Genomic DNA, 17,703 nt, shown 5'->3' on the forward strand with positions numbered 1-17,703 from the left:
TAACAATCAAAAATCCAAAATCTCAAATCTAAAATCGATGGAGGGGAGATGCCCTGTGGCATCGGAATAATATTTTTCCGACTACAGTGCGATCGTCCCGGTCGCGGCAATTCAGTCTAAAATCTAATCATCTAAAATCCCAAATCGAAAATCTCAAATCGATGTGGACTGCGATCGTCCCGGTCGCGGCAATTCAGTCTAAAATCTAAAAATCTAAAATCTAAAATCTAAAATCTAAAATCGATAGGTTGTGCAACTAAAACAAGTAATTATCGCCCACAAAGCCAGAGATACCCTCAGCCAGAGGTGGGCAGAACAATGTGCCCGCCAATTAGAAAGTCGCGGGTGTCAGGTTTTAATGGGGCCCAGTGGCCCGAAAGATAACCCGTATCCGGTGTTTTTAGCTTCTAGTAATACCCCAATTGATTTAGCGGTAGTTCTGGGCGGCGACGGTACTGCCCTAGCTGCGGCGCGGAATTTGGCGGCTGATGGCATCCCGATTTTGGCAGCGAATGTGGGGGGACATCTGGGTTTTTTAACCGAGTCTTTTGAGGATTTCCAAAAGACTGAGGAGATTTGGGACAGACTTGCGGAAGACAGGTATGCTGTGCAGACGCGGATGATGTTGCAGGCAACAGTTTTTGAGGGAAACAGAACCAATCTCGAACCCCAAAGCGATCGATTTTTGGCACTCAATGAAATGTGTGTCAAACCTGCTTCAGCCGATCGAATGCCGAGCTGTATTCTAGAAATGGAAGTTGACGGCGAAGTAGTCGATCAATATCAAGGCGACGGTTTAATTGTGGCAACTCCCACCGGTTCGACTTGCTACACTGCATCTGCCAACGGGCCGATTATGCACTCGGGAATGGAGGCGATCGCAGTTACTCCGATTTGCCCTTTGAGTTTATCCAGTCGGGCGATCGTCCTCCCGCCCGGTTCAGTCGTCAGCATTTGGCCTTTAGCAGATTACGAACTCAGTACCAAACTCTGGACTGACGGCATTTTAGGTACTGCCATTTGGCCGGGACAGCGCGTAGACGTGCGGAGGGCGGACTGCGAAGCCAAGTTTATCATTTTGCGGGAAAACTATTCTTATTACAACACTTTGAGGGAAAAACTTCACTGGGCAGGAGCCAGAATTCGGTACAGCAACAATCACCGCAATTAATCCGCATCATTCAATAGACATCGCAAGAATTGCCAGTCTTGAACAGGCAGGATGCCTGTTCCACAATAATAATTATTGAAGAGGTCTAATATCAAGCCGCATTAACCTGTAGGGGCGAGCAGGCGTGAAAAAACCTGTTAAATCATGTCCGGTCGATCGACCATAATATTCGGTCGGGGCGGGTTTATTGGATTTGGGATTTGTGTGAATATCACGGTGAACCCGCCCCTACAAGAATCACGATGATTGACCGGACATGATATTAAATCACTAACAATCTAGATACAAAAACCGCCCTCAGCCAACGCACAATTTCTGTACTCTGTTAAGATCGCTCAATATCTTGACAAACAGCCTGATCCATGCAGAGTTTCAAAAAATCAACCCGACCTTTCAACCCTCAAGATACATATCCCTGTCCCGTGTGCCGCACCGGTCAAATTTCTACCATGCCGCTGATGGACGCCCTAGCTTGCAACTTCTGCCAGCACATTTATACCGCAAGCGTTGAAAGACAATCCCTGCAAATGGCCGATCGCCAACCGCCCGTAACTTGGCACTGGAACGGCAAACAGTGGATAGGAGCCCACCTCGAAGGCGTAGAATTCGGATGGCCCTACTGGGCAGCAGCTATTGGTCTAATTTTCCTTCCCACTGCCTTGCTGGGACTTTCAGCTTACTATTTTCCCCCGGTTCCCGGCAGCAGGTTGTCGTGGCTGCCCCTAGCTTGGACGGGCTTAGCTTTTTTGTCCCATTTAGGCATCGTGCTGTGGTTGGTAGGTGAATTTTATCAATTCCCCGTGCTCACTTACTTCAGAGCTTGGGGGCGCAGGATTGGCCGGCGCTAGCTTAAATGCTCTCAAACAGCCGATCGTCCGAGGGCTGCCCACCGACATCGATCGAGGTAAAATTAGAGGAGATCGCAAAATTAAATTCCCAATCAGCACTGAAGCAGCTATAATCGTTAGCTATTCTAAATAGTCAAAAGCAAACGCATTGCGATTTGTGAGGAGAGCGATGAACATACTTGGAATCTCGGCGTACTATCACGACAGCGCCGCAGCCTTAATTCGCGACGGAGAAATTATAGCAGCAGCGCAGGAAGAAAGATTTTCCCGCAAAAAGCATGACGCCAGATTCCCTAAGAATGCGATCGCTTATTGCTTGAAAGAAGCGAACATAGATTTGCGGGAAGTCGATCGAATAGTTTTTTACGACAAACCTTTAGTCAAATTCGAGCGCCTTCTCGAAACCTATTTAGCCTACGCACCCCAAGGTTTTCGCTCTTTCCTAGCAGCCATGCCGATATGGCTCAAAGAAAAGCTTTACCTCAAAACCATGCTCAAAAGAGATTTGGCAGCAATAGCAAACTGCAAAACCAATAAACTGCCACCTCTGCTATTTACCGAACACCACCAATCCCACGCAGCATCGGCATTTTTCCCCAGCCCGTTTCAAAAAGCAGCCGTTTTGTGCCTCGACGGCGTGGGCGAGTGGGCAACAACCTCAGTTTGGTTGGGAGACGGGAACGAACTTACACCTCAGTGGGAAATCGATTTTCCCCACTCTTTGGGTTTGCTTTATTCAGCTTTCACCTATTACACCGGCTTCAAAGTCAACTCTGGCGAATACAAACTCATGGGTTTAGCACCTTACGGCGAACCCAAATATGTAGACAAAATTCTCAACTATTTAATTGACCTCAAAGATGACGGAACTTTCCGTTTGAACATGGATTATTTCAACTATACTGTTGGCTTAACCATGACAAACAAGAAGTTTGACGAACTGTTTGAAGGGCCGCCGCGTCAAGCTGAAGGAAAATTGACTCAGCGGGAAATGGATATTGCCGCTTCCATTCAAGTTGTTACCGAAGAAGTTGTTTTGCGGCTTTGCAGAACAGTTAAAAAAGAATTGGATGTCGATTATCTTTGTATGGCTGGCGGCGTTGCTCTCAACTGCGTTGCTAACGGCAGACTCTTGCGCGAAGGTATTTTCAAAGATATTTGGATTCAGCCGGCGGCTGGAGATGCGGGCGGTGCTTTGGGCGCGGCTTTGGCGATTTGGTATCAGTATTGCGAACAAACTCGCACTGTGAGCGCCAACTCGACAGCAAATAGTATAGAATCCCTCAAAACTGAACTGATCGCTGCAAACTCAGCGGTTGAGGAGAGGACTGAAGTTCTCACTGCAAACCAAGCGGTGGCAACTGTGGCGAAGTCTGTTGCTCATTTAACTTGTCACGACAAAATGAGGGGCTCTTATTTGGGGCCGAGGTTTACTGACGCAGAAATTCTCGAATATTTGGATGCTGTCAAAGCCAGCTATCACCGATTGGACGATGCCGAATTAATGCCGCAGTTGGCGGAAATTTTGGAACAGGGAAATGTGGTGGGATGGTTCCAGGGGCGGATGGAATTTGGGCCGCGGGCTTTGGGCGGTCGATCGATCGTGGGCGATCCCCGCAGTGCTAAAATGCAGTCCGTGATGAACCTGAAAATTAAATATCGGGAATCTTTTCGACCTTTTGCGCCGTCAATCTTAGCCGAGCGAGTTGCGGATTATTTCGAGATTGACCATTCTAGCCCTTATATGCTATTGGTAGCACCTGTCAAAGCCAGTCTCCGCATTCCGATGACTCCCGAACAAGAGCAGTTGTTTGGCATTGAAAAGCTCAACATTCCGCGATCGGAAATTCCGGCTGTCACCCACGTCGATTACTCGGCTCGCATCCAAACTGTTCACAAAGAAACCAATCCTCGCTACTATGACTTAATCAGCCATTTTGAAGAGCGATCGGGCTGTTCTATTGTGGTAAATACTTCTTTCAACGTCCGAGGCGAACCTATTGTTTGCACTCCAGAGGATGCTTACCGCTGTTTCATGCGAACCGAAATGGACTATCTGGTTTTGGAAAATTACTTGCTTCCCAAGTCCGAACAAATTCCTTGGAAACAAGATGATGCTTGGAAAAATGAATTTGAACTAGATTAAACCCGTAGCCCGCCAATCCGGCAGGGGTTTAAACCCCTGCCTCATAGAAGACAGTCGTTAAAACCGACTGTTAATTAGAATCGAAATTACGATAAATTTTAGTCCTCTTTGAGAGGACTTTAGCTATGAGACAGGGGTTAAAAACCCCTGTCGGAATCTCGGAACGATCGAGAAAAGTTCCTTAACCAACTGTCAACTGACAACAGTCAACTAACAAATGAGCGACGAAATTAAAAAACTCGACAAAAAAGGCCTGCGCGATTTCGGGCTGCTAATTGGCGGCTTAATTGGAGTGCTGTTCGGTTTAGCAGTACCTTTACTGCGGCGGCATTCTCTACCTTGGTGGCCTTGGGCAATCTGCGGAGTGATGGTGCTGCTAGCATTGGTGGCGCCGAAATCCCTGAATCCCGTTTATCACGCGTGGATGCGCTTTGGAATTATTCTTAACAAAATCGAAACGCCGATCGTCCTAGGGATAGTTTTTTACTTGATAGTTTGGCCGATGGGAGTTATTAAAAACTTGTTGGGCGAAGATGCCATGCGGCGAAAACTCAATCCGAAAATGGATACTTACCGCGTACCGAGTAAAGCAAGAACAAAAGTTAGTATGGAGCGTCCTTTTTAAGTGTTTGAAGCAACTTTAGACTTTCTCAAAGATTTGTGGGCGTTTATGAAAGAACGCCAAAAGTATTGGCTGTTGCCGCTCATTGTGACTTTAGTCTTTTTGGGAGCTTTGATTGTATTGAGTCAGGGTTCTGTGATTGCTCCATTTATTTACACGCTGTTTTGAAATAATGAGCAAGTTGAAAAATTTGGGTGTCAATTTGGGTTTGACACTCGGCGGTTTATTGATGGGGGTGGTAATTGGTGAAAGTGGATTGCGGGTGGCGAGGATTGAAGGCTATCCAAAAATAGGAGATTTCGTAGACTCGGCGCCAACTCGTTTTCACACTTCCGATCCGAATTTGGGCTGGAAGCTGAAACCTGGTGCGTCGGGGGAGTGGAATGAGGAAGGTGCGAGTTTGGTGCAGGTGAATAGCGAGGGTTTGCGCGATCGCGAACACACAAAAGCCAAACCTCCAAATACTTTGCGCGTTGCGGTTTTAGGCGATTCTTTCACCGAAGCAATTCACGTACCTGTAGAACAAACTTTCTGGTCGAAATTAGAAAGAAAGTTAGGCAACTGCGAAGCTGTTAAGGGACGCAAAAATGTTGAGGTAATGAATTTCGGGGTGCAGGGTTACGGTACTGCTCAAGAATTGATAATGCTGCGAGAAAAAGTGTGGGACTACAATCCTGATATTGTAGTTCTTGCATTTTTTATTGGTAATGATATAATTAACAATTCGCCGCAATTGGAATACGATCGCTACCGACCATTTTTTGCTTACGATGCTAGCGGCAAGTTAGTACCGGATATGTCTTTTCGCAATCTGGCGCCGATCGACCGCAACGAAAGAGCAGTTTCCTTTGTAGACCGAATGCCCAGTTTTATCGTCAACAATTCGCGCATTTTGCAAGTCATTAAAAAGGTAGACTTAGATCGGAAAAAGCGGGAGTTATCAGGGCATTTTACCACTTTAAGTACCCTAAACCTCAAGGAACCTCAGAATGCAGCTTGGGAAGAGGCTTGGAGGGTGACAGAGGGTTTGATTGTAACGATGCGGAATGAAGTTGTGCAGAAAAATGCTGATTTCTTAGTTGTGACGATCGGCGATCCGATGCAAGTTCGACCGGAGGCCGAGAGGCGAAAAAATTTTATGAGAAAGAACAGCATTCAGGATTTGTTTTATCCCGATAGGCGGCTGGAAAAATTGGGCGCGCGCGAGGGTTTTCGGGTACTGAATTTATCCGAACAGTTTCAAGGTTATACTGAAAAATATCAAGTCTGCGCCCACGGTTTTGATAATTCTGTACCCTGTGGAGGTCACTGGAATGAACTAGGACACCGGCTGGCTAGTATCCTGATTAACCGAAATTTGTGCGAAACATTGAAGCAGTCTCAAGTCCCCAACAAACAACCGTAATCAGTCAAATTTCATGAAAGATTCAACGGCGCTGAAAAAAGGCAAAAATATATTAACTATAATCGCGGCTAATTTGGCGATCGCCTTGATTTGTCTGGAAGCTTTATCGCTAGCTTTTTATTTTATAAACCAAAAGCAGTTTTTTTATACCCGAACTAAAACCAAAGAAAAAGTAGTAGAAGATATTGAAAGGGTCGGCATTAGACTTGATGAATCTATCGTAGAAAGACTGCACCCACTTTTTGGCTACGTACTCAAACAAGGTGCTTTCACTAATGAAAAATTAAAGTTAAAAGTCAACAAACACGGCTTTTTTTCACTTTACGAATATCCCTTTGTTAAAACGAATAAAAATCAAGTTATTGTGGGAGTTGTTGGCGGTTCAGTTGCGAATAATTTTGCAGTTTCTGAATACGTAAATCGCCGATTTTCCAACAAATTGAAGGCTTATCCAGAATTTGCAAACAAGGAAATTATTGTTTTAAATTTTGGCAACGGCGGCTACAAACAGCCCCAACAATTATTAATTTTAAATTACTTTCTGGCTTTGGGTCAAGAATTAGATTTAGTCATCAATATAGACGGTTTTAACGAAGTAGCACTGTCAAATTTAAACAACAAAGCCCAAGTAGAAATAGGAATGCCCAGCGTTCAGCACATACAGCCTCTGACTGGTTTAGCCAACAACAACTTGTCACCGGAAGCGATGAGTTCGATCGTGCAAATTAACGAAAACAAAAAACAGTTGAAAGCAGGTATCGACAAATTGCAAACTTGTCAACTTGCTTTGTGTCACGCTGTCACCTCGCTACAGGTGAAACAATTAGTCAACAATTACCAGCAAGCAGTTGTCAAGTACGATTCGCAAGTCAAACAATCGAACTCAGACACGGCAAATAGCGGTATAGTATACATTCCCAAAGCTGACTCTGTTTTGCGGGATGCCGCTGCTTTTGATAAAATGGCATCGGTGTGGTACGAATCGTCGATCGGGATGAATCAAATTTTATCAAGTAGAAAAATTAAGTATTTTCACTTTATCCAGCCCAACCAGTATTATCCCACTAAGCGAGCATTTACCGCCAAGGAAAACGAAATCGCGATCGACAACAAGAGTCCTTACATTGAAGGAGTGAAAAAAGGTTATCCAGTATTGTTGTCCAAAGTCGATGATTTGCAAAAAGCTGGGGTTAATGTTTTTAACGCAGTGAATATTTTAGACAATACAAAAGAGACGGTTTACAAAGATGCCTGCTGCCATTATAATTCAGTCGGAGAAGAAGTATTGGCAAACTATGTTTCTAGTTCCATTATTAAAGTAGTAAGAGAGTCGAAATAGAGGTTTATGAAAGATTTAAAATCACTCAAAAAATGGCAAGAATTCCTCAAGATAACTTTGATTAATTTAGCGCTTTTACTGGTTTTCCTGGAACTCGGTTCCTTGGGATGGTATTTTGTCAAGCACAAGCAATTTTTCTATACTAGAGAAAAGACGCAAAATAAGTCAGCTTTAGGAATTAATTTAGAAGGAGTGCGGTTGAATCAGTCTATTGTTGAAAGGTTTCATCCTTTTTTGGGATTTATCCAACAACCCGGTCCCGATTTTCGCCCTGGTTTTAAGGTTAACAACTACGGATTTATCTCTCCTTACGATTACCCTTTGAAAAAAACCAAGAAAAATCAATTTATTATCGGAGTTTTTGGCGGTTCTGTGGCTTCTAATTATGCAGTATTTGAAGTTCAAAACAAAATTTTGCCTCAATACCTCAAGCAGCTTCCGGGTTTGAAAGATAAAGAATTTGTAATTTTGTCTTTTGCTACCGGAGGCTACAAACAACCCCAGCAATTATTAATTCTAAACTATTTTTTGGCTTTAGGGCAAGAACTGGATCTGGTCGTCAATATAGATGGTTTTAATGAAGTAGCACTTTCTAACTTAAATAATAAAAATCAAGTCGATTTGGCGATGCCAAGCATTCAGCATATTTTGCCGCTGACTAGCTTGGCGAATAATAGCCTTTCTACCAAAGCGATGAAAGCAACTATCAGAATCCAAGAAAATAAAGCTAGGATTAGTCAGGGTTTGGAACGTTTGCAAAACTGCTCTTTAGCTGCCTGCGATGCTTTGACTTCTGTTTACGTTCAAAATTTAGTTAATAACTATAAAACCGATGTCATTAAGTTTGAAAAAGAACGGACTAAACAAAAAAAAGATGACAGTGGCAGCGTTATTTATATCAATACTAATAAGTCAGTTTTACAGGATTCAGTCGCTTTTCAAGAAATGGCGTTGAATTGGGCAAAAAGTTCAATTTTTATGAACAAAGTTCTGTCTGCTAGTAATGTGCCTTATTTTCACGTTCTTCAGCCCAATCAATATTATGAGACGAAAAGGGTGTTTGGTGAAGCAGAAAAGCAGATTGCTTTTAACAAGGATACTCCTTATGCTAAAGCTGTGCAAATTGGATATCCGGCTCTTTTCAAAAAAATTCCTAATTTGGAAAAAAATAATATCAATTTAGTGAATGCTGTTAATGTTTTTGACAAGACTAAAGATGCTGTTTATGTAGATAGCTGCTGCCACTACAATCAAGCTGGAGAGGTGGTTTTTAGCAATTATGTGGGCCGTTCTATTCTGGAATCTTTGCGGAAAGATGAAAGAAAAAACAAGAAGTGATATTATGTCTGGTTGATTCGTTATTGTACAATTTGCGAACTCGTAGGGGCGGGTTCACCAACAATATATAGCGATAACCAACAATATATAAAAACCCGCCCCACTCATCAATAATTCACATCAATCTGATGTTTATATTTAATTCCTAAATGTAGGTGATGATTGATGGTTGGGTGGGGGCGGGTTTTTGAGATTGTTTGTTTCCGGCGATGATGGTTGGTGAACCCGCCCCTACGGGTATTATGTCGCTCGATTAAAATTACATGGTTTTTAGTTTTGGGTTTTTGGCTGGCTGGGGGAGCGATCGCCGGCTGAGTCGAGATGATTTATGGTTGGGTGGGGGCGGGTTTTTGAGATTGTTTGTTTCCGGCGATGATGGTTGGTGAACCCGCCCCTACGGTATTATGTCGCTCGATTAAAATTACATGGTTTTTAGTTTTGGGTTTTTGGCTGGCTGGGGGAGCGATCGCCCGCTGAGTCGATCGGCATTACCAAGATTTTATCAACTCGGTTCCCGTCCATATCCACTACTTCCACGCGCAAACCGTTCCACTCAAAATGCTCGGCTGCTGTGGGAATTTTGCCCAAATGTGTAATCACAAAACCTCCCATTGTGTGGTAACTTCCTTTGTGTTCTGCTGACAATTCTTCGATTCCAAATAGCTCAAAAAAATCTTCGACTGCTAGCATTCCGTCTAACAGCCAAGAACCGTCTTCACGCTGCACGGTTTGAGGTTCGTCTGCATCTTCAATCGAGGGAAAGTCGCCAACAAGTTCGACTAAAATGTCGTTGACTGTAACCAATCCTTGAATGACGCCGTATTCGTCTACTACCAAGGCAATTTGATTGCTAGATTGTTTGAAAAGTTCTAATACTTTTAAACCCCGCGTGCTTTCCGGTACAAATAACGGTCGCCGTAAAGAAGCGCTTAAATCTAGGGGTTGACCCGTTAAAGTCCGAGACAGCATATCAGTAACGTGTACTAAACCGACAACGTTGTCGAGCCCTCCCTGACACACTGGAAACCGAGAATGACCGCTGCCGAGCATTTTTTGGCGGTTTTCTTCTACTGAATCGTCGAGATCGAGCCAGGTAAGATCGGGACGCGGGGTCATCAAGGCGCTGACTCGCCGATCGCCCAAACGAAAGACTCTTTCTACCATGTCTTGTTCGGCTTCTTCAAAGGTTCCGGCTTCGGTTCCTTGCTCGATTAAAACTTTAATTTCCTCTTCTGTAACTTGCGGTTCTGTCGAGGGCGATATCCTCATGAGTCGCATCACTAAGTCAGTGGAATAACTTAACAGATAAACCGCAGGAGCGCCAATTTTAGAGAGCATTCGCATGGGAATTGCTACGCTTGAGGCGATCGGCTCTGGGTTGTTGAGGGCCAGTCGCTTTGGCACCAGTTCGCCGATAATGAGAGTGAGATAAGTGATGGTTAAAACTGCTACTACCGAGGCGATCGTCTGAGAGTAGGGCGCGAGACCAGGAATCAGGCGCAACAAAGGCTCTACCCTTTTAGCAACCGTCGTTTCTCCGAAAGCGCCCGACAGAATGGCCAGCATCGTAATCCCGATTTGAACTGTCGGTAAGAACTGATTGGGGGCATTAGCCAGATCCAAGGCTACGCGGGCATTGGTTGAACCTTGGTTGGCCATCTGTTGCAGTCTCACCTTCCGTACAGAGATGATGGCCATCTCTGACATCACAAACAAGCCATTGAGGAAAACCAGCAGGAGAACAATCAGAAGGTCTATATTTGAGGACATTTCTAAAATTTTCGGTAGTAACGGCGAAGCGCTCTGCCCGGTTAGTCGATTTGAGATTTGAGATTTTAGATTTTAGATTGACGACGCCGCCAGTATCTGGGGGATTTCCCTAATGTCTAAAATTCTTCTATCTTCACAACTTGAGTACGTGGCAGGGTATCCGTCTTTGGGTGCAGTCACAGGAGAGGTCTGGAAGCTGCGAATCTCGATCGCAAAATCGAAATTGTTGTCAACCTGGCCCTATATTAACGGAACTGGCTCGCTCGCGATCGCCGGATCGAGATATTAAAGCACAAATCTATCTCCAGTTAAGTTCCCAGGCGTCAATCGATTTTAGATTTTAGATTTTAGATTCAAGCATTGATCCCACAGATAAATACGTTCGGTAAGTTTCTCGGATACAGGTTTTTTCTTTCTGGACGGATCGATCGCGTGGCGGGTATCCTGGATGCGGGAATTGTCAACAGCAGAGCGGCACAATCATGGATGTTTGTCGTACAATCTCCTTAACAGGCAAAGGGAAAGAGCCTTCGCCGATCGGGGATTAAAATTAAAAGCGCATGACTTTCTCTTCAATAATTCGTACCCTAGGGCGATCGCCCCTAGCAACAGAACTTCTCAACAAGCTCAAACGCCACCGCTGCTTGCAACTGTCCGGCATCGCCCGTTTGCCTAAAAGTTTGGTAGCTTCCGCCCTCGCACAGCAAGAAGGGCGGAATTTATTGGCCGTGACGGCTACTTTAGAAGAAGCCGGCCGTTGGGTGGCAGGGCTGGAGGCTATGGGCTGGCAGACTGTGCATTTTTACCCAACTTCGGAGGCTTCGCCCTACGAGCTATCTTACTCCGACGAGAACGAAATGACGTGGGGACAAATGCAGGTGCTGGCGGATTTGGTGGATAAGGAAGAAAAAACCGCCAATCAGTCGAAGCCGATCGCGATTGTAGCTACCGAAAGAGCTCTCCAGTGTCACTTGCCGCCGCCTGCTACTTTTGAACCCTACTGTCTGACACTGAAGCGAGGTGCGGTTGAAGACTCGAAGATACTTGACCGCCAATTGGTGTCGATGGGGTACGATCGCGTGACTCTGGTGGAAATGGAGGGCCAGTGGAGTCGCCGGGGCGATATTGTCGATGTATTTCCGGTAGCGGCGGAGTTGCCAGTGCGGCTGGAATGGTTCGGAGATGATTTGGAGCAAATTCGGGAGTTCGATCCGTCTTCGCAGCGATCGCTCGATAAGGTCGATCGATTAGTTTTAACTCCTACTAATTTTAACACAATTATTAAAGCAGTTTTATCTGAAAAAAAGCTTGACGAAATCAACAACCTAGGCTCTTTAGACCCCGAAAATGAAGCGGAAAATGAAGGCGAAAAATTTGTCCGCAGGCTGTTGGGTTTAGCGTTCGATCAACCTGCATCTTTGTTGGATTATTTGACTGAAAATACTTTAGTTGTTATTGACGAACCCCAAGGGTGCGAAGGTCACAGCGACCGCTGGTTTGAGAATGCACAGGAACAGTGGAATAATTGCAATCGGGAATCGGCAGTTGCTGGTGAGGAAACAGAAAAATTGCCAATTGCTAATTTGAAAGTTCCGAAAATTCACCGCACTTTTGCTGAATCTATGGCAGATGTGGCAGCTTTCGAGCGGCTAGAACTTTCGGAATTGGCCGAAGATTTTACGGCTAAAAAACTTCAAAGCCCTGCGGAGGGAGACCAGCTACCGTCTGCGATTAATTTGGCTTCTCGGCCTGTGCCGGTGATGCCTCACCAATTTGCGAAGCTGTCTCAAATGCTCAGAGAAGAGCGCGATCGGGGTTTTACCATTTTTCTGGTTTCTGCTCAACCGAGCCGATCGGTTTCTTTGCTCTCGGAACACGACTGTCCGGCTCAGTTTGTGGTGAATCCGCGCGATTATTTGGCGATCGACAAGTTGCAATTGCAGCACGTTCCGGTGGCTTTGAAGTACAGCGGGCTGGCAGAATTGGAAGGTTTTATTCTGCCGACTTTTCGGATTGTGTTAATTACCGATCGGGAATTTTACGGTCAGCATTCTCTCGCTACTTTTAGCTACGTCCGCAAGCGCCGCCGCGCTGCTTCTAAGCAAGTAGACCCGAATAAATTAAGCCCTGGCGATTATGTGGTTCACCGCCAGCACGGAGTGGGTAAATTTATCAAGTTGGAACGCTTGACTATCGATCGGGAAACTCGCGAATATTTGGTGCTGCAATACGCTGACGGTACTCTGAGGGTGGCGGCCGATCAATTGGGCGCTTTGTCGAGATTTCGGACGGTTGGCGATAAAGTACCGGATTTAAACAAGCTGACAGGTCAAACTTGGGAAAAAACTAAAACTAAGGTTCGCAAAGCTGTTAAAAAATTGGCAGTGGATTTGTTGAATCTTTATGCTAAAAGAGCTAAACAAACAGGTTATGCTTTTCCTCCCGATATGCCTTGGCAACAAGAATTAGAGGATTCTTTTCCTTACCAGCCAACCCCCGATCAGTTGAAGGCAACTCAGGATGTGAAACGCGACATGGAGGGCGATCGACCGATGGATCGCTTGGTCTGCGGCGATGTGGGTTTTGGTAAGACAGAAGTGGCTCTGAGAGCGATTTTTAAGGCGGTTACGGCGGGCAAGCAGGTGGCTTTGCTCGCACCGACGACGATTTTGACCCAACAGCACTATCACACGCTCTCGGAGCGTTTTTCCCCTTATCCGATCGAAGTTGGTTTGCTCAATCGCTTTCGCACTGAAACCGAGCGCCGGGAGATTCACAAGCGTTTGGCGACTGGGGAATTAGATGTGATTGTCGGTACTCAAGCTGTTTTGAGCAAGGCGATTAAATTTCGGGATTTGGGCTTGTTGGTGGTGGATGAAGAACAGCGGTTTGGGGTTAAGCAAAAGGAAGCAATTAAATCTCTCAAAACAGAGGTAGATGTTCTGACTTTGACAGCAACGCCGATTCCCCGGACTTTGTATATGTCGCTGTCGGGGATTCGCGAGATGAGTTTGATTTCGACTCCGCCTCCTTCCAGGCGCCCGATTCAGACGCATTTGGCTCCCTATAACCCGGAAACGGTGCGATCGGCAATTCGTCAAGAATTGGACAGGGGCGGTCAAGTTTTTTACGTGGTGCCGCGGATTGAGGGGATTGATGAGTTGGCCGTTCAGTTGCAGGAGATGGTACCGTCTGCCAGAATTGCGATCGCCCACGGTCAAATGGAGGCTTCGGAATTAGAATCTATCATGCTGACTTTCAGTGCGGCGGAGTTCGATATTTTGGTGTGTACGACGATTATTGAGTCGGGTTTGGATATTCCGCGAGTCAATACCATTTTAATTGAAGACGCGCAGAAGTTTGGTTTGGGTCAGCTTTACCAGTTGCGGGGACGGGTGGGACGCGCGGGGATTCAAGCTCATGCTTGGCTGTTTTATCCCAAGCAGAACCAACTGTCTGATGCTGCAAGGCAGCGGCTGCGGGCAATTCAAGAGTTTGCCCAGTTGGGTTCGGGCTATCAGTTGGCTGTCCGAGATATGGAAATTCGCGGTTCGGGTGATGTTTTGGGTACTGAACAATCTGGTCAAATGGAGGCGATCGGTTTTGATTTGTATGCTGAAATGTTAGAGGAAGCTATTCGGGAAATTAAGGGTCAGGAAATTCCGAAAGTGGAGGACGCGCAAATCGACCTCACTTTGACGGCGTTTATTCCTGCCGATTACATCGCAGATTTGGATCAAAAGATGAGCGCTTATCGGTCTGTGGCTTCTGCTAATACCCCTGAAGAATTACAGCAGATTCAGGCTGATTGGTGCGATCGCTATGGGCCAATTCCTCTGCCAGCCCAGCAACTTATCCGTGTTGTCGAACTCAAACAAATCGCTAAAAAAATCGGTTTTTCTCGGATCAAACCGGAGAATAAGCAGAACATAGTTTTGGAAACTGCGATGGAAGAGCCTGCTTGGAATTTGCTCAAGGCTAATTTGCCGGAACATTTGCGCTCTCGTTTTGTCTACAGCAAGGGGAAGGTTACTATCCGAGGTATGGCGGTTTTGACGGCCCAAAAGCAATTAGATAATTTGATTGATTGGCTGGGTAAAATGCAGGGCGCTTTGCCGGAAGCAAATCTTTAATTTAAATATACAATCCCCAAATCTCGCGCACCGCCGAAACCACAGAATAATACCGATGGAACCATAAAAAATCTTACTGCTGTTTTCATGATGGTTTTAGCGACAGAAAGGATTAAAATCGTGAAAAAGTTAGCGAGTATTTTTTTGGCGATCGGGCTAGTGCAAGCAGTCCCAATGGCGGTTCAATCTCAACAAATAATTGACCCGATCGATCGGGTTGTGAGTGCTGGATTGATGAATAAAGATTCCAGTGGCAATTTTAATGCTGATGGCCTTGTCAGTCGCGCCGACTTGGCGGTGATTTTAGTGAAAACTTTTGGTTTGGAACGGCGGAAAACAGCTCAGAAACCGGATAGGCAAGTGCCGGACGTACCGAAGAGTTACTGGGCTTACAGTGCGATTCAAACTGCTTTGAAAACGGGAACGATGAGTGGATATCGCGACGGAATGTTTTTCCCAAATCAAAGGGTGACTCGCGCTGAAGCTTTGGCAATTTTTGCTCAAGCTTACGGGGTTTTTCAGTTTCCCGATGCCAGCATTTCCGAGATTTTAGCTAAGTATCCCGATGCAGGCGAAATTCCTAATTGGGCTAGAAAGTCTATAGCTACTGCACTTTATGAAGGGTTTGTTAATGTTGATCTCGCAACTAATAAGATTAATCCTTTGAAGCCGATGACTCGTGGAGATATCGCTTACGCTTTGAGCAAGTATTTGGAGCCGCAAGTAAGGCCGACTTCTTTGCCTGTCCCCGACGAGGAGCCTCCCGATCGCGGCATGGGAAGGTGATACTGCACTTCCGGATGTTATGAGGTACAGTAGCAGCAATTAGTAAACCAGTTTTTGAGATGTTTCGGATTAATTAAGTCAAGAGCCACAGCAATTATCGTATCAACCATTTGAGTGGTGGTTGGCGAAAACTGGATCGACAAAGATTTGAGTTGCGACCACCATAATTCAATTGGATTAAAATCAGGAGAGTATGGGGACAAACACAAGATAGAAGCACCCACCGCTTCAATCATGGGCTTAATTGAATCTACTTTATGCGCTGGTAAGTTATCAATTCACGTCTACTGCTCCCGACCACAATTGTGGCACTAAGCATTTGTCGATAAACACCTCAAATGCTTGGCTATCCATCGAGTTGTCTAGGGTCATTAATGCTACTACTTGCGTGAGACTAATTGCACCAATTACTGTGACTTTCTTACCTCGATAAAAAGGTTTGACCGCATAGGCTCTCGTCCCTCGTTGGGAACGTGCATGAGTTCTGGTTAAACCTAGCAATACTCCAGTTTCATCTAAAAAGACTAGATTTTTCGGGTCGATATGCTTGACTTTTTCCCAATACTCTAACCTTAATTTCATGACTCTTTCAGTGCCTGCTTGGCTACTCCTAACTGTTTTTTTTTACGATTTAATCCCAACTTTTGTAAGGCGTTACACATGGCTGTTCTACCCACCCAATTTCCCGTCTTCTGAGCAAATAACTCACACAATTCTAGTAAGGTTGCATCGGGATGTGCTGCCACTATTTCTCTCAAAGAAGCTGTGGAATTATTCAAATGACTATATCTCGGTTTACCCCTGGGTTTCGGCTGTAAATTCCCCTCTATTTTTTGTTGCTTGACCAGTTTTTGAACTAAACTTTTACTGACGGAAAATATCGCTGCTGTTTTTCGGATCGACAGCTTCTGATCTTGATAGGCTGCTACTATTTTTGTCCGCAAATCTACTGAATATGCTTTCATTGGTGTATTTTTTTAATCTATTCTTATTGTACCTCATAACACCCGGAAGTGCTGTAGTGTTTAGTTGTGATATCAAATCCGGTAGCATCCGAATTATTCCTCTCTGTATTCTCTCCCTCTGCGTTCTGGAGCGCCCTCTGCGGTTAAATCATTCCGATACAACCGGAAACGATATTAGTTAAAAAGTCGATCGCCCGCAATTCAAACACCATGCAAAATCCCGGAGATTTGGTGACTGTAAAAGCAGCCATCAAACCCCCAGGATTTAAGTTTTTCCTCTTAAACGAGGCTCAAATTATCCCTAGTGAGCTTTAACTCAATCAGCAGTAGCCAATTCGGTACTGGCACCACCGCGCTTCCGAGTCAGGGTATTGAAAAGCATCTGACCGACTGCTTTTATCAAATTGCCCTCTAACTCCATGAACATCTTCATGTTCATGCCAAAAGCTGCATTAGCTTCGTCAACAATTCGCTCTGCTGTTGCTTCGTCAATCGGCAGTTCGTTCATTGCCTGACGGTAGTTAGCTTTGAACTCTTTTTCATCAGGAATATCCTGGAATTCATAGAAAGCAGTGCCTTCTCCCTCGGTAAGATTCATCCCGCGCTGGGCAATTCCCTTCAGGATTTGTCCGCCGGATAAATCGCCGAGGTAGCGAGTGTAAGAGTGAGCTACTAACAGTTCTGGTTCGGTCGCCGAAATCTCGCGAATTCGCTCAACATAAGCTTTAGCTGCCGCTGACGGAGCTACTTGTTCGCGCCAATTCGCACCGTAGTAGTAAAATAAATCTTGCTCTAAGCTTTGTTTGCGATTCAACTCAGAAAAGTAAATTTTTGAAACAACCGGATGCTGCTTTTGGCGTTCCATTTCCTCTTCCATTGCCGAGTAGACAAAGTAGAGGTTTCCTACTAACTTCCGGTAAGAAGTTTTTTCTACAACGCCTTTTAAAAAACACTTGACAAAACCGACGTTTTCTGCCATTGTGTGGGACTTTTTGGTTCCCTCACGCAATTTGGTCGCTAAATTGATGCTCATGCTATATTGTCCAACCTTCTATTTTTGTGGTAGTTGATGGATGCGCCAAAAATCTAAAATTTACCTAAGCATTTACCTTAGATCGATTTGATGAGAGATTGTATTAATTTTTATAACAAAACCTAGACTCAGCAAAAGGCATCCGAA

15 protein-coding genes are annotated in these 17,703 nt (G+C 45.0%); 10 read left to right on the forward strand and 5 right to left on the reverse strand.

Annotated features, from left to right (window positions below; translation table 11 throughout):
- Positions 1 to 250 precede the first annotated feature (250 nt).
- The 8 genes from QUA50_RS03025 (at position 251) to QUA50_RS03060 (ending at position 8,869) form a co-directional block, all read left to right on the forward strand.
- Entirely contained in the window at positions 251 to 1,171 is a 921-nt protein-coding gene (locus tag QUA50_RS03025; RefSeq protein WP_333259128.1) for an NAD(+) kinase, read from the forward strand.
- Between the two features lie 362 nt (positions 1,172 to 1,533).
- Positions 1,534 to 2,019 carry a hypothetical protein gene (locus QUA50_RS03030; RefSeq protein ID WP_333259125.1) on the forward strand — a complete coding sequence of 162 codons (486 nt, stop codon included), beginning with the start codon at positions 1,534 to 1,536 and terminating at the stop codon, positions 2,017 to 2,019.
- Between the two features lie 169 nt (positions 2,020 to 2,188).
- The gene (locus QUA50_RS03035) at positions 2,189 to 4,165 is read left to right on the forward strand and encodes a carbamoyltransferase (protein WP_333259122.1); all 1,977 of its coding nucleotides are present in this window, start codon (positions 2,189 to 2,191) and stop codon (positions 4,163 to 4,165) included.
- 217 nt (positions 4,166 to 4,382) lie between these two features.
- The gene (locus tag QUA50_RS03040) at positions 4,383 to 4,790 is read left to right on the forward strand and encodes an SxtJ family membrane protein (protein WP_333259119.1); all 408 of its coding nucleotides are present in this window, start codon (positions 4,383 to 4,385) and stop codon (positions 4,788 to 4,790) included.
- The gene (locus tag QUA50_RS03045; protein ID WP_190657062.1) at positions 4,791 to 4,955 is read left to right on the forward strand and encodes a DUF5989 family protein; all 165 of its coding nucleotides are present in this window, start codon (positions 4,791 to 4,793) and stop codon (positions 4,953 to 4,955) included.
- Between the two features lie 4 nt (positions 4,956 to 4,959).
- On the forward strand, positions 4,960 to 6,192 hold the full coding sequence (locus QUA50_RS03050) for an SGNH/GDSL hydrolase family protein (RefSeq protein WP_333259116.1): 1,233 nt from the start codon (positions 4,960 to 4,962) through the stop codon (positions 6,190 to 6,192).
- A 13-nt stretch (positions 6,193 to 6,205) separates the two neighbouring features.
- Positions 6,206 to 7,531, forward strand: coding sequence for a hypothetical protein (locus tag QUA50_RS03055; protein WP_333259113.1), 1,326 nt, complete (start codon positions 6,206 to 6,208; stop codon positions 7,529 to 7,531).
- A 6-nt stretch (positions 7,532 to 7,537) separates the two neighbouring features.
- On the forward strand, positions 7,538 to 8,869 hold the full coding sequence (locus tag QUA50_RS03060) for a hypothetical protein (RefSeq protein WP_333259110.1): 1,332 nt from the start codon (positions 7,538 to 7,540) through the stop codon (positions 8,867 to 8,869).
- A 432-nt stretch (positions 8,870 to 9,301) separates the two neighbouring features.
- On the opposite strand, the gene QUA50_RS03065 is transcribed toward QUA50_RS03060, so the two are convergent.
- Positions 9,302 to 10,639: a hemolysin family protein gene (locus QUA50_RS03065; RefSeq protein WP_333259107.1), complete on the reverse strand. Its 1,338-nt coding sequence runs from the start codon at positions 10,637 to 10,639 to the stop codon at positions 9,302 to 9,304.
- Positions 10,640 to 11,199: 560 nt separating this feature from the next.
- On the opposite strand from QUA50_RS03065, the gene mfd reads away from it, so the two are divergent.
- A complete protein-coding gene (mfd, locus tag QUA50_RS03070) occupies positions 11,200 to 14,772 on the forward strand; it encodes a transcription-repair coupling factor (RefSeq protein WP_333259104.1) in 3,573 nt (1,190 codons plus the stop codon).
- A 120-nt stretch (positions 14,773 to 14,892) separates the two neighbouring features.
- The gene (locus QUA50_RS03075; protein ID WP_333259101.1) at positions 14,893 to 15,558 is read left to right on the forward strand and encodes an S-layer homology domain-containing protein; all 666 of its coding nucleotides are present in this window, start codon (positions 14,893 to 14,895) and stop codon (positions 15,556 to 15,558) included.
- Positions 15,559 to 15,575: 17 nt separating this feature from the next.
- Here QUA50_RS03075 and QUA50_RS03080 read toward each other — a convergent pair whose 3' ends face one another.
- From QUA50_RS03080 to QUA50_RS03095, 4 genes are all read right to left on the reverse strand, one after another.
- A complete protein-coding gene (locus tag QUA50_RS03080) occupies positions 15,576 to 15,836 on the reverse strand; it encodes a transposase (protein WP_445243133.1) in 261 nt (86 codons plus the stop codon).
- A complete protein-coding gene (locus tag QUA50_RS03085; protein WP_333145493.1) occupies positions 15,832 to 16,140 on the reverse strand; it encodes a transposase in 309 nt (102 codons plus the stop codon). Before QUA50_RS03085 ends, QUA50_RS03080 begins: the two co-directional genes overlap by 5 nt.
- Positions 16,137 to 16,523 (reverse strand): IS630 transposase-related protein, encoded by a 387-nt coding sequence (locus tag QUA50_RS03090; protein ID WP_333259098.1) that lies wholly within the window; start codon positions 16,521 to 16,523, stop codon positions 16,137 to 16,139. Before QUA50_RS03090 ends, QUA50_RS03085 begins: the two co-directional genes overlap by 4 nt.
- Positions 16,524 to 16,839: 316 nt before the next feature.
- Positions 16,840 to 17,556: a heme oxygenase (biliverdin-producing) gene (locus tag QUA50_RS03095; protein WP_333259095.1), complete on the reverse strand. Its 717-nt coding sequence runs from the start codon at positions 17,554 to 17,556 to the stop codon at positions 16,840 to 16,842.
- Between the last annotated feature and the right edge of the window lie 147 nt (positions 17,557 to 17,703).

The organism is Microcoleus sp. M2_D5 (genome assembly GCF_036701935.1).
In the GTDB taxonomy this organism is placed as follows: Bacteria; Cyanobacteriota; Cyanobacteriia; order Cyanobacteriales; family Microcoleaceae; genus Microcoleus.